Genomic DNA, 26,884 nt, shown 5'->3' with positions numbered 1-26,884 from the left:
AACGCGGAAAACCGGCCAAGGTCGCCTTAATGGCTTGCCTGCGCGTCTTGATCACGCGCCTCAATGCCATGGTCCGAGATGGGACCTCCTGGCAATCCGCAAGCGCGTGATTAAGACAGTTGCTCCTACGAAACTCAACGCGGTCTGTAGGAGCGGCTTTAGCCGCGATGTTTTGGCGGTCAGCCTGCGCGACGCCGCTCAGCCATACCCAACACATCCGGCAACAGAACATAACCGTGCTCCTCATTGCGCCACACCAGCGCGCCCTGCCACATCCGCCGTAGCGCCTGGCTCAGGCACAGCTGGGAAATCGGCACTTCGGCATCGAGCAAACGTGTATGCATTTGCTGCAGGGTCAGGGCCTGACCCTATTCGCTGCATTCACACAACACGTCAAGAATCTTTGATCCACCACAGGGACGCCTACCTGGAAACATTTCCTTGCATGTACCCGTGCAGGTTTTGCGCGAGCTATCCGTCTTGTAGGGAGAGACGTGTGAAACCGCGAAAGTTTCATGGCCCCTTTGGCGCAGCAGCTCCCCGTGCTGATCGCCACTCCCCCTGTTTATGTCGAAGCCTATGTCTAAAAAAACCCGCGCCAAAACCTGGTTCCTCGTGCACAGCTGGCTGGCTTTGCCCATCTGGTTCTTTTTGCTGATCGTCTGTGTCACCGGCACCCTGGCGGTGGTCAGCCAGGAAATTGTCTGGCTGGCCAACCCGGAAATCCGCGCCAGCCAACCCGACGACGATGCCGAGCCGCTGAGCTATGGCCAGATCCTCGCCGCCATTCGCCAGGAACGCCCGGAGCTGGCAGTCGAGTGGCTGTCCAGCCCGGAAGAATCCCACTTCGCCCTCACTGCCCAGGTCAGCCAACCCGGCGGCGGCACCTTCCGCCTGTATATCAACCCCTATACCGGGGTGGTCCAGGGCGTCAGCCCAAGCTTTGACTTCAGCGCCTTTACCCGCGCCCTGCATGGCTGGTGGCTGGTGCCCTTCAGCAATGGCTACAGCTGGGGCTGGTACCTGGTGTCGCTGCTCGGCTTGCCACTGCTGGCGTCGTTGATCACCGGGCTGGTGGTGTACAAGCGCTTCTGGAAAGGCTTCTTCACTCCGCGCCTGCGCTTCAACCAAGGGGCGCGAATTTTCTGGGGCGATTTTCATCGGCTGAGCGGTATCTGGTCGATCTGGTTTATCGCAGTGATCTCGATCACCGGCACCTGGTTTCTGATCGAGGCCCTGCTGTCGGACCTGCATATCTCGATCTCCACCGAGGGCCCGCCTGCTTTTGTCGCCCGCCATGAAGTACCGGTGACGGCCGATGGCCTGGCAGCGCAACAACTGGGGCTGGATCAGATCAGCGCAATCGCCCGCGAGCAGATCCCGGGGTTGGACGTCAGCTTTATCTCCATGCCCGAAGACGCCTTCGGCCATGTCAGCGTCGGTGGCCGGGGCTGGTATCCATTGATGTTCCAGACCGCCGAGATCAACCCCTACACCGGCACCGTGGCGGGCAGCAATCTGCTCGACGACCGCAGCGCCCTGGAGTTCGTCACCGAATCCATGCGCCCGCTGCACACCGGCGACTTCGGCGGTCTGTGGGTCAAGCTGATCTGGTTCTTCTTCGGTCTGCTGCTGAGCATGATGGTGCTCAGTGGTCTGCTGATCTGGAGTAAACGCACGGTGCACGCCACGGCCAACCTGGCCAGGCGCGCACAACGAGTGCGCCCGGAAAAAACCGCCACGCTTGCCCCTGGTCAGGTGACGGAGGGCCAGCCATGAGCAAGGTCATTGCCCCGCAACAGAGCACCGTCCAGCGTCTGTGGCACAAGTACCGCTTCCACCTGAACATCGTGCTGGTGCTGATCCCTTTGGGGTTTATGCCCGCCTATCTGCAGAACGCGGCGATGACCCGCGGCACCCTGGGCCTGGGCGAACGGCAAGTCGGCGAGTTCAACGTCGGCCCCTGGACCGCCCGCCTCGCCGAATGGCATGTGGGCGCGCCAGAAGCCGAAGGCAAGGCCGGCAATATGAAAGAGTTCACCGTGGCCCTGTGCAACAGCTGCCTGCCGCAGGTCAAGGCCGCTTACCTGCGCATCGGCAAACCGCGCAGCCTGCGCACCGCCGGCGCGCTGCTGTCTGGCAGCCCTTACCGATTGATGGCGGAAGTGGTGGTGCCTGCCAACACCACGGTGCACAGCGAACTGTGGCTGACTGTGGAAGGCTGGGACGGCAGCGTGCACCAAACCGCCATTGCCCTGGCCCAAGCCTCGCCATCCCTTGTCACCTGGCTGCAAGGCCAACCCGGAGCTCGCCCATGACCCGCGTCCTTTCGCTGTTTTTCACCGCGCTGGCGCTGACCGTCAGCAGCCAGGCACAAGCCCACGGTCTGTATTGCCAATGTCAGGCGCTGGGCGATGAGCAGGTGCGCTGCATCGGCGGTCTGTCGGATGGCACCGCCCTGCCCGGCACCGTTCTGGATGTAATCGGCTATGACCAAAAGACCCTGGTGGCCGGCAAGCTGGGGGCAGACTCCAGCTATACTTTCCGCCGCCCTGAGGGTGAGTTCTATGTGCTGATGGAGCTGGGCCCGGGGCATACCGTGGAGGTCGATCACAGGGATATTTCTTCACGCTGAACCTGAGCGGCGGATATCCCGGCGGGATATTCGCCCTACGCAACAGGTGTACGCAGCAGGTAGAATGCGCGCCGTTTCCATGGGTTCCCTAACCCCATCGATCAAAAAGGTCCGCACATGTCCCTGATTCACCCCGACCGTCGCCGCGTCGCTCTGACGTTTCTGGTGCTGTTCCACATCCTCATCATCATCGCCAGCAACTACCTGGTGCAGCTGCCGATCACCCTGTTCGGCTGGCATACCACCTGGGGCGCGTTCAGCTTCCCGTTTATCTTTCTGGCTACCGACCTGACCGTGCGCCTGCTGGGCAAAGGTCCGGCGCGCCTGGTGATCGCCCAGGTGATGGTGCCGGCGCTGGTGGTGTCGTATATCGTCTCGGTGCTGTTTCAGGAAGCCAGTTTCCGCGGCGTTGGCGCGCTGCTGGAATTCAATGAGTTTGTCCTGCGCATTTCCCTGGCCAGCTTCCTCGCCTATGCCTTCGGGCAGATTCTCGACATCCAGGTGTTCGACCGCCTGCGTCGCCTGCGCCAGTGGTGGATCGCGCCCACGGTATCGACCATCTTCGGCAACCTGCTGGACACCTTCGTGTTCTTCGCCGTGGCGTTCTGGCACAGCAGCAACCCGTTTATGGCCGAACACTGGGTGGAAATCGCCACCGTCGACTACGGCGTCAAACTGACCATCAGTTTGCTGCTGTTTGTGCCGCTGTACGGCGTGCTGCTCAACGCCATTCTGCGCGTGCTGGCGGGCAAACCCACGGCTTAAGCCCCCAACACCCCTCCCCTGTAGGAGCGGCTTGAGCCGCGACGCCCTTGATTTGGCATCGCGGTTTACAGGCCCGGCCAATCGCGGCTAAAGCCACTCCTACAAAAGAGCCTTCGCCCCCCCCACCTAAGTTTGGTGCCGCTCGGCCGCCTATCAATTTTTGTACACAATCCAAAATAAAACTGTTCCACATTCTGTCCACAAGTGATTATGATCGGCACATTCTGACCAGGCAGACAGATTTTACTGCCGGAAAGACGGAGGGCCGTGACCCCTCGTAAGCCCATGACCGAACAAAAACAATTGGCAGGCTAAATCATGACAACCCCCGCTAGCTCCACCCGCTCGGACCTTATTTATGGCCTCGACGATCGCCCGCATTTCAGCGCCGCGTTGTTCGCCGCCCTGCAACACGTTCTCGCCAGCTTCGTTGGCATCATCACCCCCACCCTGATCATCGGCGGCGCTCTGGGCCTGCAGAGTGAAGTGCCGTATCTGATCAGCATGGCGTTGTTCGTTTCCGGGCTGGGTACCTTTATCCAGGCACGCCGTTTCGGCCCGATAGGCTCTGGCCTGTTGTGCCTGCAGGGCACCAGCTTCGCTTTTATCAGCGTGATTCTCAGCGCCGGCTTTATGGTGAAATCCCGTGGCGGCGGCACCGAGGAGATTCTCTCGACCATCTTTGGCGTGTGCTTTTTCGCCGCCTTTATCGAAGTTGCCCTCAGCCAGTTCATTGGCAAGCTACGCAAGCTGATCACCCCGGTGGTCACCGGCACCATCATCACCCTGATGGGCCTGTCGCTGATCAAGGTGGCGGTCACCGATATGGCCGGCGGTTTCGGTGCCGCCGACCTCGGCGCGCTGAGCAACCTCGGCCTGGCCTTTCTGGTGCTGGCGATCATCGTGGTTTTGAACCGTTTCGACGTTCCGATCCTGCGTCTGGCCGCGATCATTATCGGCCTGGGTATCGGCTTCGTGGTGGCCTGGTGGATGGGCAAGGTGGACTTCGCTGCCATGCCGGAGGTCCCTGCCGTCAGCATTCCCGTGCCGTTCAAATACGGTTTCTCGTTCGACCTGTATGCCTTTATTCCGGTCGCGGTGATTTTCCTGATCACGCCGCTGGAGGCCGCCGGTGACCTCACCGCCAACTCGATGATTTCCCAGCAGCCGGTGCGCGGCCCGGTGTATATCCGCCGGATCAAATCGGGGCTGCTGGCCGACGGCCTCAACTCGGCCATGGCTGCGCTGTTCAGCAGCATGCCGATGGTGACCTTTGCGCAGAACAACGGGGTGATTCAACTCACCGGGGTGGCCAGCCGTTATGTGGCGTACTTCATTGCCGCATTGCTGGTGTTGCTCGGCCTGTTCCCGATGGTTGGCGCAGTACTGCAACTGATGCCCAAACCGGTACTCGGTGGGGCCACCCTGATCATGTTCGGCACCGTGGCCGTGGCCGGGATCAAGATCCTTTCCGAAGCCGGTCTGCACCGCCGCAATATGCTTATCGTGTCAATCTCCCTGGGCCTGGGGCTGGGCGTCGCCGCCGTACCGCAAGTGCTGCGCGAGCTGCCAAGCGCCCTGCACAACATCTTCGAATCGCCGATCACCGTCGGTGCTTTCGCGGCCATCCTGCTGAATATCTTCCTGCCGGAGGAATATCTGGATGCCATCGAAGAGGATGAGTTCGACCCGGAAGCCTCGATCGTTGAAGTGATGCAGAATCCCAGTGATGAAGACATCGCCAACGACCTGGCCCGCAACGGCAAAGTCAGCCTGCAGAGCTGATACGCCCGCCCTCTCTTCAACTCCAGCACTGAACCACGCCCGGACCGTCACGGTGCCGGGTGGCGGCCGATGCTCGAGCGGAAAAGCGCTGTAAAACCACTACAACAAGGAAAACCACATGAACCTGAAGCGTTTGCCGCACTGCCTCGCCCTCTCTGCCGGTCTGTTCACTGGTAGCCAGGCTGCGTTGGCGGAGGACCTGCTGCAATGGCAGAACAACAGCCTGACCTACCTGTATGGCCAGGATTTCAAGGTCAACCCTGAGATCCAGCAAACCGTTACCTTCGAGCACGCCGACGGCTGGAAGTACGGGGACAACTTCCTGTTTGTCGACAAGATCTTCTACAACGGCAAAGCCGATGCCGGGGTTGGCAACAACACCTACTACGGCGAATTCAGCCCACGCCTGTCGCTGAGCAAAATCAGCGGCGAGAAGATCGCCTTCGGTCCGGTCAGCGACGTACTGCTGGCGATGACCTATGAATTCGGCGAAGGCGATGTCGAGTCGTACCTGATCGGCCCGGGCTTCGACCTGGCCATTCCGGGCTTCGACTACTTCCAGCTCAACTTCTACAACCGTCAGACCGAAGGCAATCGCCCCGGCGATGACGTGTGGCAGATCACCCCGGCCTGGAGCTACACCATCCCGCTCGGCAGCTCCGACATCCTGATCGATGGCTTTATGGACTGGGTGGTCGACAACGACGAGAACGCCCGTGGCACCTACCACGCCAACCTGCACTTCAATCCACAGATCAAATATGACCTGGGTAAAGCGCTGCATTGGGGCGCGAAGCAGCTGTATGTCGGTATTGAGTACGACTACTGGAAAGACAAGTACGGCGTCGATAACGACAGTTATCTCGGCGACGTGATTCTCGATGGCACCGATCAGAACACCGCCAGTTTGCTGGTGAAAGTGCACTTCTAAGATCAACCGCATCGCGGCTGTAGCCCCTCCCACAAAGATCGCCTATCCATGGGAGAGCCCATTGCCTTATGGGAGTGGTTTCAGCCGCGAGCTTTTGATCTGAACAAAAAAAGAGGCTCTGAATAAAAGATGCACTGAATAAAAGAAAGGGCGGACCACTTGTGATGGTCCGCCCTTTTGCATCAAGGAACGACGGATGAGCGCTCCTTGATAACAACCACGCTACTTAGCTGGCGCGTGCCATATTTCTAAGCGCTTTGACCTGGTCATGGTTGCGCTGCACACCCTGACGCTGTTTCTCCAGAATGCTGCGCACATTCGATGGCAGGTCTTTTTCCAGGGCTTCTTTGTAGTGTTTCAGCGCGACGTCTTCGCCACGCTCGCATTCGTTGAGAATGGCTTTTTCGCTATGGCCGGTGAGTACGCTTTTCAGGTTGACCCAACCACGGTGCAGGGTGCCGGTGGCACTGGAGCTGGTCTCCGGGTCGCCGCCCAGGCTGCGCACCAGTTGCTGCAGCTCGCCGGCAGCGGCGGCGCATTCGGCAGAGCGTTGGGTGAACAGGCCTTTGAGTTCGGCGTTTTCGATATCGTTCGCGCACTCACGGAAGCCTTTCTGACCGTCTTTGCTGGTCTCGATCAGGTTGTTGAGCAGCGAAATGGTGTCTTTGGTTTCCATGGTCAAAATCCTCTTTTGGCATGCAGCAACAGGCTGCAGGTTGTGGCCGGTATCAACCCGACGGGGTTACCGACCGCTCGCAAAAGTGGACGTGGGGGATTGCGCAAAGGTTCAGGAAAAACGCCCACTGGCACTTATCCAGACGACCCAGAACCCGCCTGTAAGGCAGCAATCACGGGGTGCCCAACCGCTGGTCAGGCGCTCGGCATCAAGGGGTCTGCTTGGCCTTCTGACGCTTGAGGAAATCGACTTTCCATTGCTCCATGCCCAGAAATTCCGAATCGAGATTGGCCTCGACCTGGTACTTCTCTTTCAGCGCGGCTATGGCTTCATGCTGCTCGGCGAGGAACTGATCGAAGCGCGAAATCAGCTCGGGATATTTGCTGCTCGACAGGTTGAAGGTGCCGCGGGTGTAGGGCAGCTTCGAATCGAACAGCAGAGCCCCCGGACGGGCGCGGATAGTGTCTAGGTAGTAGGTGGCGACCACGACGTTGAAGTAGGCACCATCGGCCTCGTTCTTCAGCGCCAGCTTGATCATGCTCGGCAGGTCTTCACTGGTGGTCAGTAGCGTTTGCTTGGCTTCGATGCGCGCCTGATAGGCCCAGGGCGTCCAGCCGCTGACGATGGCCAGGCGCTGCAATTTATCCACCCCCTGCCCCTGCTGCATCGGCGGTACCAGCACACCATCCACGTAGTTCACCACGGCCTGGCTGTAGTGCAGGCTTTTGCCGGCTTTCTGCGGCTGCGCCCAATCGGCGTTGTCCGGGTATTTGAAATCCACCTCGCCCTGTAGCAACGCGGGGAGCAGCCGCTCGACCGGTAGCGGGCGGTATTCCAGTTGGATGCCAGCCTTGGCGGCAAACAGATCGAGCACTTCGCGGGCAAAGCCGGTGTAATTGCCCTGCTTGTCGGTGCTGTAGTGCGGCATAAACGGCAGGTTTTCCACGCCCACCACATAGGTCTGAGCGTGGGCAGTGGTGGCAAATAAAACCATGGCCACCGAGCCGAGGAGTTTGGACGTCACACAGGTTTCCTTTTCTTGTTGTTGTGGGCACTACCTCGTAGGCGCGGTTTGAGCCGCGATGCTGTTGACGTTCAAGAGCATCGCAGCTCAAGCCGCGCCTACAGGGTGGAGATGGGCACTTCAGCCACCCGTCATGCTCATAAACCGCAGCACCTGCACCTGTTCGTGCTGACCGAAATGATGGCGTTCGGGTTTCAGTTGCAGGGCCTCGACCAGGGCCTGGCGCAGGCGTTGACTGTCGCCGGGGTGGGCGCGCATCAGGCCTTTCAAATCCAGCGCGCCTTCATGGCCTAAGCACAGCACCAGCTTGCCTTCGGCGGTAACCCGCACGCGGTTGCAGTCGCCGCAGAAGTTATGGCTGTGGGGGGAAATAAAGCCCACCTGGGTATCGCTACCGACCACTTGCCAGTAACGCGACGGCCCGCCCGTGACGCGGCTGCTGCGCACCAAGGCAAATCGCTGTTCGATCAGCGCGCGCACCTGGTCGCTGGAGCAGAACGTCTGCTCGCGCTGGTGACTGGTGATACTGCCCAAGGGCATTTCTTCGATAAAGCTGATGTCCAGGCCGCGCTCAACGGCGAACTGCACCAGGTCGTGCACCTCGTCATCGTTGCGCCCTTGCTGCACCACGCAATTGAGTTTGATCCGCTGGAAGCCGGCGGCCTGTGCGGCGTCGATGCCAGCCAGAACCTGGTCGAGTCTGTCGCGCCGGGTGAAGGCGGCGAAGCGTTCGCGCTGCAGGGAATCGAGGCTGATATTCAGGCGTTTGACCCCCGCCTCCTGCAACTGCCCGGCCATCTCCAGCAACTGCGAGCCATTGCTGGTGATCGCCAGATCCTCCAGCTCGCTGCGCGCACCCAGGCGTTGCAACAGGCCCAGCACGCCCTTGCGTACCAGGGGTTCGCCGCCGGTGATACGGATACGTTTGACCCCCAGGCTGATAAAGGCATCGGCCACGGCATACAGCTCTTCGAGGCTGAGAATCTGTGCCCGGGGGGCGAACTGCATGTCTTCGCTCATGCAGTAGGTGCAACGAAAATCGCAGCGGTCGGTGACCGATAGACGCAGATAAGTGATGCGCCGCCCGAAGGGGTCGACCAGGCTGGCGTCAGGTGCAAGCGGCAGGGACAAGACGGAACTCCAACTGCTCTGGGGGCGAAAAATTGTTGTTATGGATTAGCTGACCACGGAGTCAGAAATGTACTCAAAAAATGCTGATCGCGTATACAACAATTTCACTGAAACGCCGGGTTGCGCTGCGCTCTACCCAGCAAAACCACACACGTTGAGCGCCGCGCAAAGCCGGTGCTACCATGCCCGACCACTCAGCAAGCCCATCGATGCGGTGCCACAGCAAAAAGAGTCTTTAGATGACCAGTATTCGCGAGCGCAACAAAGAGCTGATTCTGCGCGCGGCCAGTGAAGAGTTCGCCGACAAGGGCTTCGCCGCCACCAAGACCAGCGATATCGCCGCCAAGGCAGGCTTGCCCAAGCCCAACGTGTATTACTACTTCAAGTCCAAAGAAAACCTTTACCGCGAGGTGCTGGAAAGCATCGTCGAACCCTTGCTGGCGGCCTCGCAGCCGTTCAATCAGGGTGGCCAGCCGGCCGATGTATTGCGCGCGTATATCCGCTCGAAAATCCGTATTTCCCGCGACCTGGCTTACGCCTCCAAGGTGTTTGCCAGCGAAATCATGCACGGCGCGCCGCACCTGTCCGCCGAGCAGACCGCCCAGCTCAACGAGCAGGCCAAACACAACATCAGCTGCATCCAGGCCTGGATAGATCAGGGCCTGATGGCCAAGGTCGATCCTCACCACCTGCTGTTCAGCATCTGGGCCGCGACCCAAACCTACGCCGACTTCGACTGGCAGATCTCCATCGTCACCGGCAAGGCCAAGCTCGACGACGCCGACTATGAAGCGGCGGCTGACACCATTATTCGCATGGTGATTGGCGGGTGTGAGGTGAGTGAGGGGAGTATCAAGCCGGTGAAGGTTGCTGGGTAATTCGATGTAAAGGCCATCGCGGCTGAAGCCGCTCCTACGAGACGTGCAATTCGTAGGAGCGGCTTCAGCCGCGATGCTCGTGATCTTCAGCCAATATCCGCCTGCAACCCCACCGCCAACACCCCCTTCACCGCACATTGCTCATCGATGTCCGAGGTATCGCCACTGATGCCGATGGCACCGATCACCTGATTGTGCGCATCGCGAATCAGCACGCCACCCGGTGCCGGAATCACATTGCCGTGGGCCAGGGTGTTCACCGCCGCAATAAAGCTCGGCCGCTGCTGCGCATCGCTGGCGATTTGCCGCGACGCTTTGCCCAGCGCCACCGCGCCCCAGGCTTTGCCAATGGCAATCTGCGGACGCAGCATGCTCGAGCCGTCTTCACGCAATAGCGAAATCAAATGCCCGCCGGCATCCAGCACGGCAATGGTCAGCGGTGCCGAGGAAATGGCGCGGGCGGCCGACTGGGCCTGCTCGGTAATCTGGGTGGCGATCTGCAGGGTCAATGCACTCATGGGTCAATCCTTTCTTGTAATTGGAAGCGGTAGACACACACCCACAAACGCCGCTAGCGCGCCAAAGGGTGCAATCGAAAGACGGGCTTAACTATCGCAGCCAAAACAAAAAACGCAAGCAGTCGATACAATCAAAACTGTTTTTGTATACACATACAAACAACCAACCCCTTACCCGCCCTACAACCCCCCGCTAAAACAGGCGTTTTAAATCTGTTTCGCTTGGCAACGCTCTGCCTAAGAAAAATTGTTGACCGCAAAGTCATGGCCTGAATAGAATCCGCAACAGCACTTTGTATACAATTTAAGAACAAAAGAGGCACAACAAATGGCCAAAATGAGAGCAATCGAGGCAGCCGTCCTCGTTATGCGCCGCGAAGGCGTCGACACTGCGTTTGGTATTCCCGGCGCCGCCATCAACCCCCTGTACGCCTCGCTGAAAAAAGTCGGCGGCATCGACCACGTTCTGGCTCGCCACGTGGAAGGCGCTTCGCACATGGCCGAGGGTTACACCCGCACCAAGGCTGGCAATATCGGTGTATGCATCGGCACCTCCGGCCCAGCCGGTACCGACATGGTCACTGGCCTGTACAGCGCCAGCGCCGACTCCATCCCGATTCTGTGCATCACCGGCCAAGCGCCGCGGGCCCGTATGCACAAGGAAGACTTCCAGGCCGTCGACATCACCAGCATCGTCAAGCCGGTGACCAAGTGGGCGACCACCGTCATGGAACCGGGCCAGGTGCCTTACGCGTTCCAGAAAGCCTTCTATGAAATGCGCAGCGGCCGTCCGGGTCCGGTGCTGATCGACCTGCCGTTCGATGTGCAGATGGCTGAAATCGAGTTCGATATCGACGCCTACCAACCGCTGCCACTGAGCCGCCCTGCCGCCAACCGCGCCCAGGCCGAGAAAGCCCTGGCCCTGTTGAACGACGCCGAGCGCCCGTTGCTGGTGGCCGGTGGCGGCATCATCAACGCCGACGCCAGCGACAAGCTGGTGCAGTTCGCCGAGCTGGTGGGCGTGCCGGTGGTGCCCACGCTGATGGGCTGGGGCACCATCCCGGACGATCACCCGCTGATGGTCGGCATGGTCGGTCTGCAAACCTCGCACCGCTACGGCAACGCCACCCTGCTGGCATCGGACCTGGTGTTCGGTATCGGTAACCGCTGGGCCAACCGCCACACCGGCTCGGTGGATGTGTACACCGAAGGCCGGCGCTTTATTCACGTGGATATCGAGCCAACCCAGATTGGCCGCGTATTCAACCCGGACCTGGGCATTGTTTCCGACGCCGGTGCCGCGCTGGATATGTTCATCAGCGTGGCCAAGGAATGGAAAGCCGCCGGCAAGCTGAAAAGCCGTACCGCCTGGCTGGAGTCCTGCCACCAGCGCAAGCGCACCCTGCAGCGCAAGACGCACTTCGAAAACGTGCCGGTAAAACCCCAGCGCGTGTACGAAGAAATGAACGAAGCCTTCGGCAAAGACACCTGCTACGTCAGCACCATCGGCCTGTCGCAGATTGCCGGCGCGCAGTTCCTGCACGTCTACAAGCCACGTCACTGGATCAACTGCGGCCAGGCCGGCCCGCTGGGCTGGACCATTCCGGCAGCGCTGGGTGTGGTTAAAGCCGACCCGACCCGCAAGGTTGTCGCGCTGTCTGGCGACTACGACTTCCAGTTCATGATCGAAGAGTTGGCCGTGGGTGCGCAGTTCAACCTGCCGTACATCCACGTGGTGGTGAACAACTCCTACCTGGGGCTGATCCGTCAGGCGCAGCGCGGTTTCGAGATGGACTACTGCGTGCAGCTGGCCTTCGAAAACATCAACGCACCGGAAATCAACGGCTACGGCGTCGACCACGTGGCGGTAGCCGAGGGGCTGGGCTGCAAGGCCATCCGTGTGTTCGAGCCCAACGATATCCAGCCGGCCCTGCGCCAGGCTCAGGAGCTGATGGCGCAGCACCGCGTACCGGTGGTGGTGGAAATCATCCTGGAACGGGTGACCAACATCTCCATGGGTACCGAGATCAACGCCGTCAACGAATTCGAAGACCTGGCGCTGACCGGTGCCGACGCGCCGACCGCGATCTCTCTGCTGGATTAACGCTACCGGCCTCCTCCTTCGCCAGCGAGGGAGGAGCGTCAAACCGAGGAGCATTGCAATGCCACGTTTTGCCGCCAACCTGTCCATGCTGTTCACTGAAGTGGACTTCCTGGACCGCTTCGACGCTGCCGCCCAAGCCGGCTTCAGCGGCGTTGAATACCTGTTTCCGTACGACTTCCCGGCCGAAGAAATCAAGGCCCGCCTGAGCACCCACAAGCTGGAACAGGTGCTGTTCAACCTGCCGGCCGGTGACTGGGCCAAGGGTGAACGCGGCATCGCCTGCCACCCCGAGCGCATTGAAGAATTCCGCGCTGGTGTGGACAAGGCCATCGCCTACGCCAAGGTGCTGGGCAATACCCAGATCAACTGCCTGGCCGGTATCCGTCCGCAAGGTCCGGACTGCGCCACCGTTGAAAAAACCTTGGTCGATAACCTCAAGTACGCCGCCGACAAGCTGCAAGCCGCGGGCATCAAGCTGGTCATGGAAATGATCAACACCCGCGACATTCCCGGCTTCTACCTGAACACCACTAAACAAGCTCTGGCCATTCGCGACAAGGTCGGCAGCAGCAATCTGTTCCTGCAGTACGACATCTACCACATGCAAATCATGGAGGGTGATCTGGCCCGGAGCCTGGAAGGCAACCTGGCGCTGATCAACCACGTGCAGCTGGCCGACAACCCCGGCCGCAACGAGCCAGGCACTGGCGAAATCAACTACCGCTTTTTGTTCGCGCACCTGGACCGCATCGGTTACCAGGGCTGGGTCGGCTGTGAATACAAGCCTGCCACCACCACCGCTGCCGGCCTCGGCTGGTTAAAGACGCACAACGCCATCTAAGGAGAACCCTCATGGCTAAAATCGGTTTTATCGGCACCGGCATCATGGGCAAACCCATGGCCCAGAACCTGCAAAAAGCAGGTCACACCCTGTTCTTCTCCGAGCACTTCGACAAAGCCCCGGCCGACCTTTTGGGCGACAACGGCGTTGGCCTGGCCAACCCCAAGGAAGTGGCGCAGGAGTCCGAATTCATCATCGTGATGGTGCCGGATACCCCCCAGGTTGAAGACGTGCTGTTCCGCAAAGACGGCGTTCTGGAAGGTGTGGGTGCCGGCAAGGTAGTGATCGACATGAGCTCGATTTCGCCTACCGCCACCAAAGCCTTCGCGGAAAAAATCAAAGCCACCGGCGCTGCCTACCTCGACGCCCCGGTATCCGGCGGTGAAGTGGGGGCCAAGGCGGCCACCCTGTCGATCATGGTCGGCGGTTGCGAAAAAGCCTTCGAGCGCGCCCTGCCGCTGTTCCAGGCGATGGGCAAGAACATCACCCGCGTTGGCGGCAACGGCGACGGCCAGACCGCCAAAGTGGCCAACCAGATCATCGTCGCCCTGAACATCCAGGCCGTTGCCGAAGCCCTGCTATTCGCCGCCAAGAACGGTGCCGATCCAGCCAAGGTGCGTGAAGCGCTGATGGGTGGTTTCGCCGGCTCGAAGATTCTTGAAGTGCACGGCGAGCGCATGATCAAAGGCACCTTCGACCCGGGCTTCCGCATCAGCCTGCACCAGAAAGACCTGAACCTGGCCCTGGCCGGTGCCAAGGAACTGGGCCTGAACCTGCCCAACACCGCCAACGCCCAGCAAGTGTTCAGCACCTGCGCGGCCATCGGTGGCAGCAACTGGGACCACTCGGCGCTGATCAAGGGCCTTGAGCACATGGCTAATTTCTCCATCCGCAAGGATTGAAGATCGGCGTATCGGCGGATATTCGCCATGCGCCTCAATGAACCCTGTTGTGGCGTAACCCTTTTCGACCTCCCGGCAAAGCGGTGTCACGGCCTGCGAGCCGGGTAGGTCGATTTCAGTCCACAGCCCTCCCCGTTGAGGTTTGCGGACTGCAATCGATCTGCCCCCATAACAAGAAACAGCTGGAGTCAGCCTGATGACCTTCGACCCGAAAACCCTGCTGCGCGACCTGTTCGCTACGGCCATCGACGCCGCCCACCCGCGCCAGGTGCTGGCCGACCATCTGCCTGCCGAGCGCAGCGGCCGGCTGATTGTGATCGGTGCCGGCAAGGCTGCCGCGGCCATGGCCGAAGTGGTGGAGCGCGAATGGCAGGGCGAGATCTGCGGCCTGGTAGTGACCCGTTACGAGCACGGTGCCAACTGCCAGAAGATCGAAGTGGTGGAAGCCGCCCATCCGGTGCCGGACGATGCCGGCGAGCGTGTGGCCCGTCGTGTACTGGAGCTGGTCAGCAACCTGGATGAAAGCGACCGGGTGATCTTTCTGCTCTCCGGCGGTGGTTCTTCCTTGCTCGCCCTGCCCGCTGCCGGCATCAGCCTGCAGGACAAACAGGCGATCAACAAAGCCCTGCTCAAATCCGGTGCCAGCATTGCCGAGATGAATTGCGTGCGTAAGCACCTCTCGGCCATCAAGGGCGGGCGTCTGGCCAAAGCCAGTTGGCCGGCCAGCGTGTACACCTACGCCATTTCCGATGTGCCAGGCGATGAAGCCACCGTTATCGCCTCCGGCCCCACCGTTGCCGACCCGACCACCTCGCAGCAGGCCCTGGCGATTCTGGCCCGCTACGCCATCGAGATTCCCGCCAACGTGCGCGCCTGGCTGAACAGCGCAGAATCGGAAACGGTAAAACCGGGCGACCCGTGCCTGGCCCGCAGCCACTTCCAACTGATCGCCACCCCGCAGCAATCGCTGGACGCTGCCGCCGCCAAAGCGCATGCCGCCGGTTTGCCAACCCTGATCCTCGGCGATCTGGAAGGCGAGTCGCGGGAAGTGGCCAAGGTACATGCCGGCATTGCCCGGCAGATTCAGCTGCATGGCCAGCCGATCAAACCGCCGTGCGTGATTCTGTCGGGCGGTGAAACCACTGTCACCGTGCGCGGCAAGGGCCGTGGCGGGCGCAATGCCGAATTCCTGCTGAGCCTCACCGAAAGCCTCAAAGGCCTGCCGGATGTGTACGCCCTGGCTGGCGACACCGATGGCATCGACGGCTCCGAAGACAATGCCGGCGCGCTGATGACGCCGAGCAGCTACAGCCGCGCCGCCGCGCTGAAGCTGAGCGCCAGCGATGAGCTGGATAACAACAATGGCTATGGCTACTTCGCGGCCCTGGACGAGCTGATCGTCACCGGCCCGACGCGGACCAACGTCAACGATTTTCGCGCCATTCTGATTCTTGAGAAGCCTGCCCAATGAGCCTCCAAACACCTAAAGCCGACAAAAAAGTAAAAATCCTCGCCACCCTCGGCCCAGCCGTCAAAGGCGTGGACGACGTGCGTCATCTGGTGGAAGCCGGGGTCAACCTGTTCCGCCTGAACTTCAGCCACGGCGAACATGCTGACCACGCCACGCGCTACCAGTGGGTGCGTGAAGTCGAGCGTCAGCTGAACACCCCGATCGGCATTCTCATGGACCTGCAAGGCCCGAAACTGCGGGTGGGCAAGTTCGCTCAAGGCAAGGTCACCCTCAGCCGTGGTCAAGCCTTTCGCCTGGATCTGGACAGCACCCCGGGCGATGAGCGCCGGGTCAACCTGCCGCACCCGGAGATCATCGAGGCGCTGGAGCCAGGCATGAGCCTGCTGCTGGACGATGGCCGCCTGCGCCTGGAAGTGACCCGTAAGCAAAACACCGGGGTCGACACCCTGGTAAGCGCTGGCGGCGAGCTGTCCGACCGCAAGGGTGTGAACGTGCCCGAGGCCGTGCTGCAACTGAGCCCGCTGACGACTAAAGACCGCATCGACCTCGACTTCGGCCTGCAGCTGGGCGTGGACTGGGTGGCGCTGTCCTTCGTGCAACGCCCGGAAGACATCATCGAAGCCCGCGAGCTGATTCAAGGCAAAGCCTTTTTGATGGCCAAGATCGAGAAGCCCTCAGCCGTGCAGCACCTGGAAGAAATCGCTCGCCTGTGCGACGCGATCATGGTCGCCCGTGGCGATCTGGGCGTGGAAGTGCCGGCCGAGAACGTGCCGCGCATTCAGAAAGACATCATCCGCACCTGTCGCCAACTGGGTAAACCGGTGGTGGTGGCCACGCAGATGCTCGAATCCATGCGCTTCTCCCCGGCCCCGACCCGTGCCGAAGTGACCGACGTCGCCAATGCCGTGGCCGAGGGCACGGATGCGGTGATGCTGTCGGCGGAAACCGCCTCCGGCGACTACCCGCTGGAAGCCGTGAGCATGATGAGCAAGATCATCCGTCAGGTGGAAAACGGCCCGGACTTCCAGGCCCAGCTCGACGTCAGCCGTCCGCAAGCAGAAGCCACCGCCTCGGACGCCATCAGCTGCGCGATTCGGCGGATCAGCGGCATTCTGCCGGTGGCGGCGTTGGTCAACTACACCGAATCGGGCAGCTCCAGCCTGCGCGCCTCGCGGGAGCGGCCGAAGGCGCCGATCCTCAGCCTGACCCCGAATATCCAGACCGCCCGCCGCCTGAGCGTGGCCTGGGGTGTGTACTCAGTGGTCAACGCGCGCCTGAGCAAGGTCGATGAAATCACCAGCACCGCATTGGAAATCGCCCAGGCGCAGAACATGGCCAAGCGTGGTGACACGGTGGTAATTACCGCGGGAATGCCGTTTGGGCAATCCGGCACCACCAATAGCCTGCGGATTGAAACGCTCCTGTAATCCGTAGAACTGAGGGTTTCGGGGCTAAGGCCAGGCAAGGCGAGACCCTGCGGAGCAGCGCAGCGTAGTCCACTACGTGAGCAGCGCACACAGGGTCTCAACGCAGCATGGCCTTAGCCCCGGAAGCCGGACAGGAACACCCATATCCCATCTGGTTCATGCCAGTTAGGCGTCCTTCGTGCCCTCGTTGGGCGCCTTTTTTTATTTGTAAGTCGGCGGACTGTCTGTGGGAGGGGCTTCAGCCGCGATGTCCTTGATCTTAAAAGCATCGCGGCTGAGGCCCCTCCCACATTGGTCCCATGACCACGCCACTGAATGTGTTATGACCCAATTCACCTACGGCAAAGCCCTGCTCAACGGCTGCAGCCAGATCTTTCTCCAGCAACACGCCCTGTTCGGTGCATTGGTGCTGCTGGCCATCGCTGTCAGCGCACCCGACCTGCTCGGTGGCGCTTTGCTCGGCGGCCTTACCGCTGCCCTGGTGGCGCGACGCCGTGGCTATGCCCAAGCCGATATCGACGCCGGGCTGTACAGCTACAACGGTGTGCTGCTGGGCCTGATGCTATGCCATGGTTTCGCCTGGTCGGCCGCGCTGCCGCTGCTGATCATCGCCAGTGCCGGCGCTTCCAGCCTGGTGCTCAACCGGTTGATGCGCGGCAATCGGCACCGCCAATGGCTGCCGGCGTTTACCGCGCCGTTTGTAGGCTTGAGTTGGTTGCTGCTCAGCCTGGCGTCACCGTTGCAGCTGTGGCCGAGCGCGGCACTGAGCCTCGATGCGCCCGGCATTGGCGCGGCGCTGCTGCGCGGTGTCGGTCAGGTGATATTTCTCGGTGAGCCCCTGGCCGGCGCTATCCTGCTGGCCGGGCTGTTTCTCGCTAGTCGCCGCGCCGCACTCTGGGCGGTGGCGGGCTCGGCAGTGGGGCTGGGGTTGGCGCTGCAACAAGGCTGGGCGACGGACCATGCCCTGAACGGCTTGTATGGCTACAACGGCGCGCTGGTGGGGATCGCCCTTAGCCAGGTGTACCGCAACTCACTGGTGATTCTGCTCGGCATTCTGCTCGCCCTGCTCTTGCAGCCTGGGTTTGCCGCGTTTGCGCTGCCAGAACTGACGGCACCGTTTATTCTCGCGTGCTGGTTGGTGCAGGCGACGCACCGGACGTTGCAGCGTGGGGCGGAAGAGTCGCGCCCGGCTCACAAATGATCGCGGCTGAAGCCGCTGCTACGGAGGCTGCCGGCCGTAGGAGCGGCTTTAGCCGCGATACTTCCCACCCACAAAAAAGCCGACCCTGAGGCCGGCTTTTTTACCACGGGGAAAAATCAGTGCGCTACGCGGCTGGTGCCGTTCACGCTCATGATGCGAACCCGCTCGCCTACGCGGAAAATCTCGTTTTCCTGCACTTCCTGCACATAGGCCCGCATGCTGCCGTCGTCTTCCCGTACGGTGATTTCCACGCCCTGTGTACGGGTCAGGCCTTCTTCCGTGGCCGAGCCCAGCAGGCCACCGGCTACCGCACCAATCACCGCGGCGACGATGCTGCCCTTGCCGCCACCGACAGTGCTACCCGCTACCCCACCGACTGCCGCACCGGCAACCGTACCAATCGGGGTTTTGGTGCCTTCGATTTTCACCGGACGCAGCGATTCGATGGTGCCCATACGCACGGTTTGCACGGTGCGCGCTTCGTCGCGGGAATAGCTGTCGCCCGTCAGGCTGGACTGGCAACCGGTCAAAGCCAGCGCCGCCACAGTAAAGGATGCGACCAATAAAACAGACTTACGCATAACGGTACCTCCGGGAGATGACGGGCTATTAGACAGTGCCGTTCAGGCTACTGTCACGGCCGCCACACAAGAATAATTCCGGCTTAAGCCAAACGGTGCCGATCAGGGTGCCAAACGCTCGCGCAACCAATGGCCGTTATCCAGACGATAGTTCAAGCGGTCGTGCAGGCGGCTGGCGCGGCCCTGCCAGAACTCGATGCGCTCCGGCAGCAAACGGTAACCACCCCAGTGTGGCGGGCAGGTCGGTGCCTGGTCGAGAAAGCGCCGTTCGGTGTCGGCCAGCAGGCCTTCCAGCTCGGCCCGGTCGGCGATCACCTGGCTTTGCGGCGAAGCCCAGGCCCCCAGGCGGCTGCCCAGCGGGCGCACCTGGAAATACTCGTCGGATTCCGCGGCACTGACCTTCTCCACCCGCCCTTCGATGCGCACCTGACGCTCCAGCGCCGGCCAGAAGAAGGTCATCGCGGCGAACGGACGCGCCGCCAGCTGCTCGCCCTTGGCACTGTCGTAGTTGGTAAAGAAGGTAAACCCCTGGGCATCCAGGCTCTTGAGCAGTAGCACGCGGCAATGCGGACGCCCTTCGGCGTCCACGGTAGCCAGGGTCATGGCATTGGCTTCCACCGGCAGCTGCTCGGTGCTGCGCGCATCGGCAAACCATTGCTGGAACAGGGCCAGGGGCTCGGCCGGGGCATTGGCCTCGGTGAGCCCGTCGCGGGTGTAGTCTCGACGCATATCGGCGAGGTTGGCGGTCATCACGCAGCTCCTTGAGCACGCAGTTTTTATGTACGGTAAGCCGCCAGGCTCAGTTTTTCACTTCGGCGACCTTGTCCGTAGACTGCGCCGAATTGGTTTGCGCCACTTTGACCCCGGTCGATTTCTCGGCAGTTGGCTTCGCTGCAGCGGGTTTGCTGGTTGCCGGTTTGGCCGCCGGTTTCTTCGCCGCGACTACAGGTTTGGCCGCGGCTTTTTTCGCCACCGGCTTGGCCGCTGGCTTGGTCGCCGCTTTAGCCGCCGGTTTGACGGCTGGCACCGGGTCGTTACTCACCAGGGTCTGTGCCGCAGGTACCGGTGCCGGCTGGTTGTACTTGGCCAGCAGCGCACTCATGGTGTCCTGCGGGGTCAGCATGATTTCCACGCGGCGGTTGAGGGCACGACCTTCCGGGCTGTCGTTGGCCGCGCGCGGCAGTACCGAACCGAAACCCCGCACCATCAGACGATCATTTTTCAGACCGCTCAAGCGGAAGATCGCGGTCACGGCACGGGCACGTTCCAGGCTCAGTTCGCGATTACGCGCCTCTTCACCGCTAGGGTCGGCATGGCCAAGAATCAGCACGGCCACTTGTTTGTCGTTTTCCACCAGCTTGGCGACGCGGGTAATCGGCCCGAGGGTGACCGGCATCAGCATGCTTGGGCGGTCGGGGTTGAAGGTGGAGTCCACCGGGGCGGAGACCACCAGCAGATTTTCCCGGCGCTCCAGTTGGAACTTGCTGCCATCCAGGGCTTCGCGCAGACGCGGCTCGTATTGATCCATCCAGGCCTGGGTGATTTTCGGATCGGGCATCGGCACCGCAGCCTTGGCCTCGACCTTGTCATCGCCAAATGGCCACCACCAATGGCCGCCGGATTCCGGCTTGGCTGCGCTGGCGACAGGAGCGCCGGCGACCGGAGCAGTGGAAGATTCAGGGGTGGAAGAGCACGCGGCAAGCGCGACGCACAGTGCCAGGGCAGCAGCAGACTTGATAGGAAACATGGAAACCTCAAACACAAAAAAATAAGCTCAAGAACCAGGCGGCCCACGCTCTCTGCTTGGGAAAGCGCTATGGCCGGGAGCGGTTCGCGTAGCTGGCTGCTTCTGACGGGCAGCCATGGCAACGGTGCAGCGGCAAAGATGATCACAATTGACGAGCACGACCTGCAATTTTCGTCGTACCCGCCCCCAATGTGGCAACTTCGGTGGAAACCTTGGGTAAAAACTATAGGCAAGCAGCCAAGGTGCGCGCCAACTTCTGCGCCCGTGGGTCCATCAACACGTAGGGCCCCAGGGTGTTGGTGACGAAGCCGAAAGCCACCTTACACTCAGGATCGGCAAAGCCGATAGAACCGCCGGCACCGGGATGACCAAAGGCACGTGGCCCCATGCCATAGGTGCCGTTCGGCACATCCGGTTGGTCGAGCATGCAACCCAGGCCGAAGCGGGTTTGGGTGAGCAGGGTCTTGTCTTCGCCCACGCTGTGCTCGCGGGTCAGTTCGGCCAGCAGTTCGCTGTCGAGCAACTGGCCTTTGAGCAGGCCGGTATAGAAGCCCGCCAGGCTGCGTGCGTTGCCGTGGCCGTTGGCCGCCGGCTGCTGCATACGCCGCCATTCCGGTTTGTTGGTACTGGTCATGATCGACGGCGGGTTGGCGAACGCGCGGGTGCTCATGGAGGCCGGCTCGCTCATCATGGTTTTCAGCAGGCGTTGCGCCGAGGCATCGCCGAAGTTGCCCTTGGCGCGGGAAATCTCGCTGACCCGGTAGAACTCCTGATCGGCCAGGCCGATATGGAAATCCAGGCCCAACGGCTGAGCGGTACGGGCCACGATGGATTCGCCCGGCCCCTTGCCCTCGACCCGCCGTAGCAACTCGCCCACCAGCCAGCCATAGGTGATGGCTGCGTAACCATGGCCTTCACCGGGCGTCCACCACGGCGATTCGGCGGCCAGCGCCGCGGTCATGGTGTCCCACTGGTACAGCGCTTCGGGCGGCAGCATGGCACGCACGGCCGGCAGACCGGCACGGTGGCTGAGCAGTTGGCGCAGGGTGATCTTTTCTTTACCGGCAGCGGCGAATTCCGGCCACACCGAGGCTACCGGTGCATCCAGGGCCAGCTTGCCCTCGCCCACTAATTGCAGGGCGGCGACAGCGGTAAAGGTCTTGGTGCAGGAAAACAGGTTGGCGATGGTGTCGGTATTCCAGGCCTGCTCGCCGGCCTTGTCGGCGGTACCGCACCAGATGTCGATCACGGTCTCGCCGTCGATCTGGATGCACAGAGCGCCACCGCGCTCCTGAGCGTCATCGAACAGGGCCGCAAAGGCCTCTTTGACGGTCTCGAACTGGATATCGAAATAGCCTTGCACTTGCTGCACGTTCAACTCCTTGGGCCAGGACAAAGGACTTAGCGGATGGGCAGTTTGCCGCTGCCCATCACGCGCAGGAAACCATCCGAAAAATCGGCGCAGCCTTAGCTGCGGCTACCGCCGGCACCACCGCCAGGACCACCATGGCCAGCTCCGGCAGCGCCACCTGGACCGCCTTTGCCTTCGCCGCCTTTGCCCTTGCCTTCGCCCTTACCTTCGCCGCCTTTGCCGCCATCGGGCTTGGCCGCTTCGGCAGGCGCTGCAGCAACCACAGGCTTGAGTACCGCTTGCAGGGCCTCGGTGTTGGCTATGCGCACGGCTTTGACGAAGCCATCGAACGGCCGGTCGGTGATCGCCACCAGACCGAAGTGGCCGTTTTCGCCGTCCAGCAGGCGACCGGTTACCGGTTGGTCGAGGAATTGGAACAGGTGGGTGCCGACGATCATCGGCTCCTTCGCCGCTTCCTCAACAAAGTGCGCGTAGGCCGGGCCACGCTGCTCTTCGTTGTACACCTCGCTGACGCCACCCCAGAACGGGCCGCGGTCGCGCGAACCGAAGTGGAATTCGGTGACCATCACTGGCTTGTCCAGGGCCTTCAGCGCGGCGAAGTCATAACCGTGCTGCGGTTCCTTGGTATAGAAGTTGAAGCTCAGCACGTCGCAGTACTGGGCGCAGGACGCCACGGCTTCCGGGTTGCTGGCGGCGAAACGGCCACCCAGCAGCAGATGGTTCGGCGCGTGCCAGTTGAGGGCATCGTCGATGGTCTTGAAGTAGGTATCGGCGAACAGACGCTGGAACTGCTGCATGTCGGCTTCGATGGCCGGGTGCTCAGGGTTCGGACGTGGTGCCTGGAAGCCCGGGTCCTCCATCAGTTCCCAGGCCGGCAGTTCGATACCCCAGGCTTTGGACAGGCCGTCCTGGTTGCGGTACTTGTCCCGCAGCATTTTCAGGAAGGCGCGTTTGGCCGGCACGTCGGTGGTCAGGTTCAAGGTGCCATATGCCAGGGCGTAGCGCGCATTGGGGTCATTGGCCGGACCGGCCCAGGCCAGTTCGTTGTCGGCGAAGAAACCGACCAACCAAGGGTCGTCGCGGTGATCGCGGGTGGCGATGGCCACGGCGCGCTCGGCGGCCATGGCAAAGCGCGGGTCGAACGGATCAGGCATACCGCCCCACCAATCGACGCCGGTGCTGATGGTTTTGTAGTCGCCACTGATGGACAGCGGCAAGGTGTACGGCATGCGTTTGGCGGCGGCCAGCGACGGGTCGCTCCAGTTGCCGACAGTGTTGAAGCCCCAGGCTTGCAGGCGGTCCAGGGTGTTCTGGGTCCAGCGCTGGGTATCGAAGCTCTTGGTCACGCACATTTCTTCGGCCACGGCCGGTTTGGCCGCTACGGCTGGCGTCGGCGTGGCGCTGGCGGCCGGCTTGGCGGCTTCGTCGGTGCTCGCTTCGCTTTCGTCATCGCTGACCACCTGGGCGCTGCTCTTGTCCGCCAGGTCGGCGCATTTTTGCTCCGGCCAGGTACGTTGCAGGTTGGCGCGGTAGAAATCGAACCAGCGCCCCTGGTCGAAGTTGCGGCCCTTGGCGGCACCGGTGTTGGCGCGGCTGCTGCTGCCACCGTAGTAGGCCGCCAGCGGCTCGCCGTCTTTAGGCAGACCGGTGAACATGCTTTCCCGGCCTTCAACATAAGTGGCGCTGTTGCCGGCGCTGACGGTGTTAACCCCCAGCGAATAGAACGGGTGGCCTTCCGGGGTCACCAGGAACCAACGGCCATCACGCTTTTCCGTACGGAAGAAACCCGAGGCTTCGAAGGTCGGGCCGCCCAGCAGGCCGCCGTATTGGTCGGTGGCCGTGCGTTTTTCCAGCCAGCCCTTGAGCTGGCCGGCTTCCTTGGCAGCGGCGGCTTTCAGTTGCTCGTCGCTGGCGACCTTTTCCGGCCACTGGCTGCGGGTGTACTGGCCATAGGCGTCGACGATGCCGGTGAACAGCTGCTGTTGGGTTTCATCGCCTTCACGCACACCGAAGCGGCCGAGCAGAATGCTCTGCGGCACATCCGGACGGCTCATATAGATACCCACGGCGGTGACCTTGCTGAGGTCCAGGTCGCCCTCCACGGTATCGGCGAGAATCACCCGCTGACCCTCGACGGTCCACGGCATTGCCGGACCAGCACGCATGCCCTGGGTTCGTGGCGAGGTGGCGTGCAAAGGAATCAGCAGGTTCTGCGCCGGGCCGGCCGGCAGCGCGATACGGCTGGTGAGCACCTTGCCGTCGCTGCTTTCCATACGGATATCGAGGGTCAAGGCCCAATCCATGGCGTTCTGGATACGCAAGGTCATGACATTGGCTTTCGACCAATCCCACACACCGTTCTGCGGGGTCAGACGCAAGTTGGGATTATCGGACGGGTTGAAAGTCACCCGCCGCATCGGCTCGCTTTCGGCGGCCAGTTCGGCGGTCAGCGAAGGCAGGCTGGTGTTCTGCGTCTGCACCTGCACCACATCGGCGGGGCTGACGAAGTTGAACAGCGTCTGTTGCTCGGCGGCCAGCGCCAGGGGGGGCGCTGCAACCATCAAGGCGAAAATACCGGGCAGTGAACGGCGAATCATGTGACAGGCTCTCCTAAACAACCAGCCAATAGACAGCGGACATCTGGATTGATGCTGTCTTAAGTAATTTCTCGGCGAAACGGCGGCAAGGCATTGAGAATGGCCTTGCCGTAGCGTTGGGTAACAACGCGTCGATCCAAAAGCGTAATAGTGCCGCGATCAGCCTCGGTGCGCAGCAGGCGACCGCAAGCCTGCACCAGACGCAGTGAAGCATCCGGCACGGCGATTTCCATAAACGGGTTGCCACCACGGGCCTCGATCCATTCGGCGAGGGCCGCTTCCACCGGATCATCCGGCACGGCAAAGGGAATCTTGGCGATCACTACGTGTTCGCAGTAAGCGCCGGGCAAATCCACTCCTTCGGCAAAACTGGCCAGGCCGAACAATACGCTGGCCTCGCCATCATCGACGCGGGCCTTGTGCTTGTTGAGGGTTTCCTGCTTGGACAGATTGCCCTGAATAAATACACGCTTGCGCCAGTCGCGCTCCAGGCCGTCGAACACGTCCTGCATCTGTTTGCGCGAAGAGAACAGCACCAGGGTGCCGCGCGAGCCTTCGACCAGGCCGGGCAGCTCGCGGATGATCGCCGCCGTATGGGCCGTGGCATCGCGGGGGTCGGCTTTCAGGTCGGGCACCCGCAGTACACCGGCATCGGCATGTTGGAAGGGGCTCGGCACCACGGCAGTGACCGCCACTTTCGGCAAGCCGGCGCGCATGCGAAAACGGTCGAAAGTGCCCAGCGCGGTCAAGGTGGCTGAAGTCACCAACGCGCCATACGCGACATTCCACAGGCTGCGCCGCAGGGTTTCGGCGGCCAGGATCGGGCTGGCATTCACCTCGATATCGAACATCGCACCGCCCTCGGCCAGGGTCAGCCAACGCGCCATCGGCGGGCTTTCCTCCGGATCTTCGGCGGTAAAGGCCAGCCACAGTTCCCAGTTGTTCTGCGCGCGGGCCAGCAAGCTGCCGAACAGCGGGTACCACTCTTCGGCCTGGTGGCTGGCAATGCCAATGGTGGCTTCGCCATCCATGGACTTTTTCAGCAGTTCGGTGAGGCCGGTAAACAGGTCGGTCAGGCGCGAGAAGCCTTTTTTCAGCTCCAGGCCCATCTCGGTCAGGTGTTCGGGCACCACACCGCCGATAAAGCGGTGACGTGGACGCTCGCGGCCTTCCATATCTTCACCGGCCTTGAAGTCGGCCAGTTGCTCGCAGGCGTTGAACATAAATTGCTGCTGGGTGCGGATTTCCCGGGCCAGGATCGGTACTTGCTCGATCAGCCGGCCGAGGTCTCCGGGCAAGGCGTTCTGCGCCAGCAGTTTGGTCAGGTTCTTGGCCGTCAGCTCCAGCCAGTCGGCGGTGGAGCGCAGACGGGTGAAGTGGGCGAAATGGCCGATGGCCTTGTCCGGCAGGTGGTGGCCTTCGTCGAACACATACAGGGTATCGCGCGGGTCCGGCAGCACGGCACCGCCGCCCAGAGCCAGGTCGGCGAGGACCATATCGTGGTTGGTGACGATCACGTCGACCTTGCCCATGCCTTCGCGGGCTTTATAGAAAGCGCAGGTCTGAAAGTTCGGGCAATGGCGATTGGTGCATTGGCTGTGATCGGTGGTCAGACGCGCCCAGTCGGCATCGTCGATGGTCTCGGACCAGTTGTCGCGGTCACCGTCCCACTTGTTGCCGGCCAGTTTGGTGACCATCTCGGTAAAGAGTTTCTGATTGCCCTGGTCGACTTCGATTTTGAAGCCTTCCTCTTCAAACAACGCCGCCGTCGCGCTTTGCGACTCGCCTTCCTGCAGCAGCAGGTCGAGCTTGGACAGACACAGGTAACGGCCGCGGCCCTTGGCCAGGGCGAAGGTGAAACTCAAACCGCTGTTGCGCATGACCTCGGGCAGATCCTTGAACACGATCTGCTCTTGCAGGGCCACGGTGGCCGTGGCGATCACCAGGCGTTTGCCGGCAGCCTTGGCCAGCGGAATGGTCGCCAGGCTGTAGGCCACGGTCTTGCCGGTACCGGTGCCCGCCTCTACCGCCACCACGGCCGGGTCGCTGCTGCGCCGGCCTTCGTCGTCGACCTTGATGGTGCCCAGTACCTTGGCGATCTCGGCAATCATCAAGCGCTGGCCATAGCGAGGCTTCAGCCCTTTGGCTTCGAGAAAGCGGGAATAAGCGCCCTGGATCTGGGACTTGATTTCGGTACTGAGCACGGAGGGTTCTGCGAGGTGAGCGGGCGGGATAAATGTTCAGTGGTCAAACTGGGCGGCTATGATAGCGCGCGTTTCGCCAACCGCCGACCGGAGA

At 61.7% G+C, this 26,884-nt stretch carries 24 protein-coding genes and 1 pseudogene; 14 read left to right on the top strand and 11 right to left on the bottom strand.

The window, feature by feature from the left end:
- Positions 1 to 110 (top strand): annotated as a pseudogene (locus ACVW0Y_RS21920) (IS110 family transposase); the annotation flags it as partial.
- A gap of 69 nt (positions 111 to 179) precedes the next feature.
- On the opposite strand, the gene ACVW0Y_RS21915 reads toward ACVW0Y_RS21920, so the two are convergent.
- Positions 180 to 344: a hypothetical protein gene (locus ACVW0Y_RS21915; RefSeq protein WP_457441212.1), complete on the bottom strand. Its 165-nt coding sequence runs from the start codon at positions 342 to 344 to the stop codon at positions 180 to 182.
- A gap of 235 nt (positions 345 to 579) precedes the next feature.
- Here ACVW0Y_RS21915 and ACVW0Y_RS21910 point away from each other — a divergent pair, with 235 nt between their 5' ends.
- From ACVW0Y_RS21910 to ACVW0Y_RS21885, 6 genes are all read left to right on the top strand, one after another.
- The gene (locus ACVW0Y_RS21910) at positions 580 to 1,779 is read left to right on the top strand and encodes a PepSY-associated TM helix domain-containing protein (RefSeq protein WP_457441211.1); all 1,200 of its coding nucleotides are present in this window, start codon (positions 580 to 582) and stop codon (positions 1,777 to 1,779) included.
- Positions 1,776 to 2,318, top strand: coding sequence for a thiamine pyrophosphate-binding protein (locus ACVW0Y_RS21905; RefSeq protein WP_457441210.1), 543 nt, complete (start codon positions 1,776 to 1,778; stop codon positions 2,316 to 2,318). Before ACVW0Y_RS21910 ends, ACVW0Y_RS21905 begins: the two co-directional genes overlap by 4 nt.
- Positions 2,315 to 2,635, top strand: coding sequence for a hypothetical protein (locus tag ACVW0Y_RS21900; RefSeq protein ID WP_457441209.1), 321 nt, complete (start codon positions 2,315 to 2,317; stop codon positions 2,633 to 2,635). Before ACVW0Y_RS21905 ends, ACVW0Y_RS21900 begins: the two co-directional genes overlap by 4 nt.
- Before the next feature lie 117 nt (positions 2,636 to 2,752).
- On the top strand, positions 2,753 to 3,400 hold the full coding sequence (locus ACVW0Y_RS21895; RefSeq protein ID WP_457441208.1) for a 7-cyano-7-deazaguanine/7-aminomethyl-7-deazaguanine transporter: 648 nt from the start codon (positions 2,753 to 2,755) through the stop codon (positions 3,398 to 3,400).
- A 318-nt stretch (positions 3,401 to 3,718) separates the two neighbouring features.
- Complete coding sequence (locus ACVW0Y_RS21890) at positions 3,719 to 5,185, top strand: nucleobase:cation symporter-2 family protein (RefSeq protein WP_457441207.1); 1,467 nt, start codon at positions 3,719 to 3,721, stop codon at positions 5,183 to 5,185.
- A gap of 118 nt (positions 5,186 to 5,303) precedes the next feature.
- Positions 5,304 to 6,116: an outer membrane protein OmpK gene (locus tag ACVW0Y_RS21885; RefSeq protein ID WP_457441206.1), complete on the top strand. Its 813-nt coding sequence runs from the start codon at positions 5,304 to 5,306 to the stop codon at positions 6,114 to 6,116.
- 226 nt (positions 6,117 to 6,342) lie between these two features.
- Here ACVW0Y_RS21885 and ACVW0Y_RS21880 read toward each other — a convergent pair whose 3' ends face one another.
- From ACVW0Y_RS21880 to moaA, 3 genes are all read right to left on the bottom strand, one after another.
- A complete protein-coding gene (locus tag ACVW0Y_RS21880; protein ID WP_457441205.1) occupies positions 6,343 to 6,792 on the bottom strand; it encodes a PA2169 family four-helix-bundle protein in 450 nt (149 codons plus the stop codon).
- 208 nt (positions 6,793 to 7,000) lie between these two features.
- Positions 7,001 to 7,786, bottom strand: a complete 786-nt coding sequence (locus tag ACVW0Y_RS21875) for a substrate-binding periplasmic protein (protein ID WP_457441216.1) — start codon at positions 7,784 to 7,786, stop codon at positions 7,001 to 7,003.
- Between the two features lie 150 nt (positions 7,787 to 7,936).
- On the bottom strand, positions 7,937 to 8,941 hold the full coding sequence (moaA, locus tag ACVW0Y_RS21870) for a GTP 3',8-cyclase MoaA (RefSeq protein ID WP_457441215.1): 1,005 nt from the start codon (positions 8,939 to 8,941) through the stop codon (positions 7,937 to 7,939).
- Between the two features lie 245 nt (positions 8,942 to 9,186).
- Between moaA and ACVW0Y_RS21865 the strand changes: the two genes are divergently transcribed.
- Positions 9,187 to 9,825 (top strand): TetR/AcrR family transcriptional regulator, encoded by a 639-nt coding sequence (locus tag ACVW0Y_RS21865; protein WP_457441204.1) that lies wholly within the window; start codon positions 9,187 to 9,189, stop codon positions 9,823 to 9,825.
- 86 nt (positions 9,826 to 9,911) lie between these two features.
- Here ACVW0Y_RS21865 and ACVW0Y_RS21860 read toward each other — a convergent pair whose 3' ends face one another.
- Positions 9,912 to 10,343, bottom strand: a complete 432-nt coding sequence (locus ACVW0Y_RS21860) for a GlcG/HbpS family heme-binding protein (protein WP_457441203.1) — start codon at positions 10,341 to 10,343, stop codon at positions 9,912 to 9,914.
- Between the two features lie 328 nt (positions 10,344 to 10,671).
- Here ACVW0Y_RS21860 and gcl point away from each other — a divergent pair, with 328 nt between their 5' ends.
- From gcl to ACVW0Y_RS21830, 6 genes are all read left to right on the top strand, one after another.
- Entirely contained in the window at positions 10,672 to 12,447 is a 1,776-nt protein-coding gene (gene gcl / locus ACVW0Y_RS21855) for a glyoxylate carboligase (RefSeq protein WP_457441202.1), read from the top strand.
- Between the two features lie 58 nt (positions 12,448 to 12,505).
- Positions 12,506 to 13,288 (top strand): hydroxypyruvate isomerase, encoded by a 783-nt coding sequence (gene hyi, locus ACVW0Y_RS21850; protein ID WP_457441201.1) that lies wholly within the window; start codon positions 12,506 to 12,508, stop codon positions 13,286 to 13,288.
- Between the two features lie 11 nt (positions 13,289 to 13,299).
- Entirely contained in the window at positions 13,300 to 14,190 is an 891-nt protein-coding gene (locus ACVW0Y_RS21845; protein WP_457441200.1) for a 2-hydroxy-3-oxopropionate reductase, read from the top strand.
- A 196-nt stretch (positions 14,191 to 14,386) separates the two neighbouring features.
- A complete protein-coding gene (locus tag ACVW0Y_RS21840; RefSeq protein ID WP_457441199.1) occupies positions 14,387 to 15,661 on the top strand; it encodes a glycerate kinase type-2 family protein in 1,275 nt (424 codons plus the stop codon).
- Positions 15,658 to 17,088, top strand: coding sequence for a pyruvate kinase (gene pyk, locus ACVW0Y_RS21835; protein WP_457441198.1), 1,431 nt, complete (start codon positions 15,658 to 15,660; stop codon positions 17,086 to 17,088). The genes ACVW0Y_RS21840 and pyk overlap by 4 nt, the downstream gene beginning before the upstream one ends.
- Positions 17,089 to 17,410: 322 nt before the next feature.
- Positions 17,411 to 18,289 carry an urea transporter gene (locus tag ACVW0Y_RS21830; RefSeq protein ID WP_457441197.1) on the top strand — a complete coding sequence of 293 codons (879 nt, stop codon included), beginning with the start codon at positions 17,411 to 17,413 and terminating at the stop codon, positions 18,287 to 18,289.
- Between the two features lie 116 nt (positions 18,290 to 18,405).
- Here ACVW0Y_RS21830 and ACVW0Y_RS21825 read toward each other — a convergent pair whose 3' ends face one another.
- The 6 genes from ACVW0Y_RS21825 to dinG all read right to left on the bottom strand — a co-directional run bounded on the left by ACVW0Y_RS21825 (position 18,406) and on the right by dinG (position 26,790).
- The gene (locus ACVW0Y_RS21825; protein ID WP_457441196.1) at positions 18,406 to 18,870 is read right to left on the bottom strand and encodes a glycine zipper 2TM domain-containing protein; all 465 of its coding nucleotides are present in this window, start codon (positions 18,868 to 18,870) and stop codon (positions 18,406 to 18,408) included.
- A gap of 102 nt (positions 18,871 to 18,972) precedes the next feature.
- Positions 18,973 to 19,620 (bottom strand): pyridoxamine 5'-phosphate oxidase, encoded by a 648-nt coding sequence (pdxH, locus tag ACVW0Y_RS21820; RefSeq protein WP_457441195.1) that lies wholly within the window; start codon positions 19,618 to 19,620, stop codon positions 18,973 to 18,975.
- A 49-nt stretch (positions 19,621 to 19,669) separates the two neighbouring features.
- Positions 19,670 to 20,617: an OmpA family protein gene (locus tag ACVW0Y_RS21815; protein ID WP_457441194.1), complete on the bottom strand. Its 948-nt coding sequence runs from the start codon at positions 20,615 to 20,617 to the stop codon at positions 19,670 to 19,672.
- Between the two features lie 223 nt (positions 20,618 to 20,840).
- Complete coding sequence (locus ACVW0Y_RS21810) at positions 20,841 to 21,980, bottom strand: serine hydrolase domain-containing protein (RefSeq protein ID WP_457441214.1); 1,140 nt, start codon at positions 21,978 to 21,980, stop codon at positions 20,841 to 20,843.
- 104 nt (positions 21,981 to 22,084) lie between these two features.
- The gene (locus tag ACVW0Y_RS21805) at positions 22,085 to 24,586 is read right to left on the bottom strand and encodes a beta-agarase (RefSeq protein ID WP_457441193.1); all 2,502 of its coding nucleotides are present in this window, start codon (positions 24,584 to 24,586) and stop codon (positions 22,085 to 22,087) included.
- A 59-nt stretch (positions 24,587 to 24,645) separates the two neighbouring features.
- Entirely contained in the window at positions 24,646 to 26,790 is a 2,145-nt protein-coding gene (dinG, locus tag ACVW0Y_RS21800) for an ATP-dependent DNA helicase DinG (protein ID WP_457441192.1), read from the bottom strand.
- Positions 26,791 to 26,884: the final 94 nt, after the last annotated feature.

This window comes from Pseudomonas sp. TE3786 (assembly GCF_054057335.1).
The sequence above is the reverse complement of the archived record's forward strand: the minus strand, read 5'-3'. Positions and strand labels throughout refer to the sequence as shown.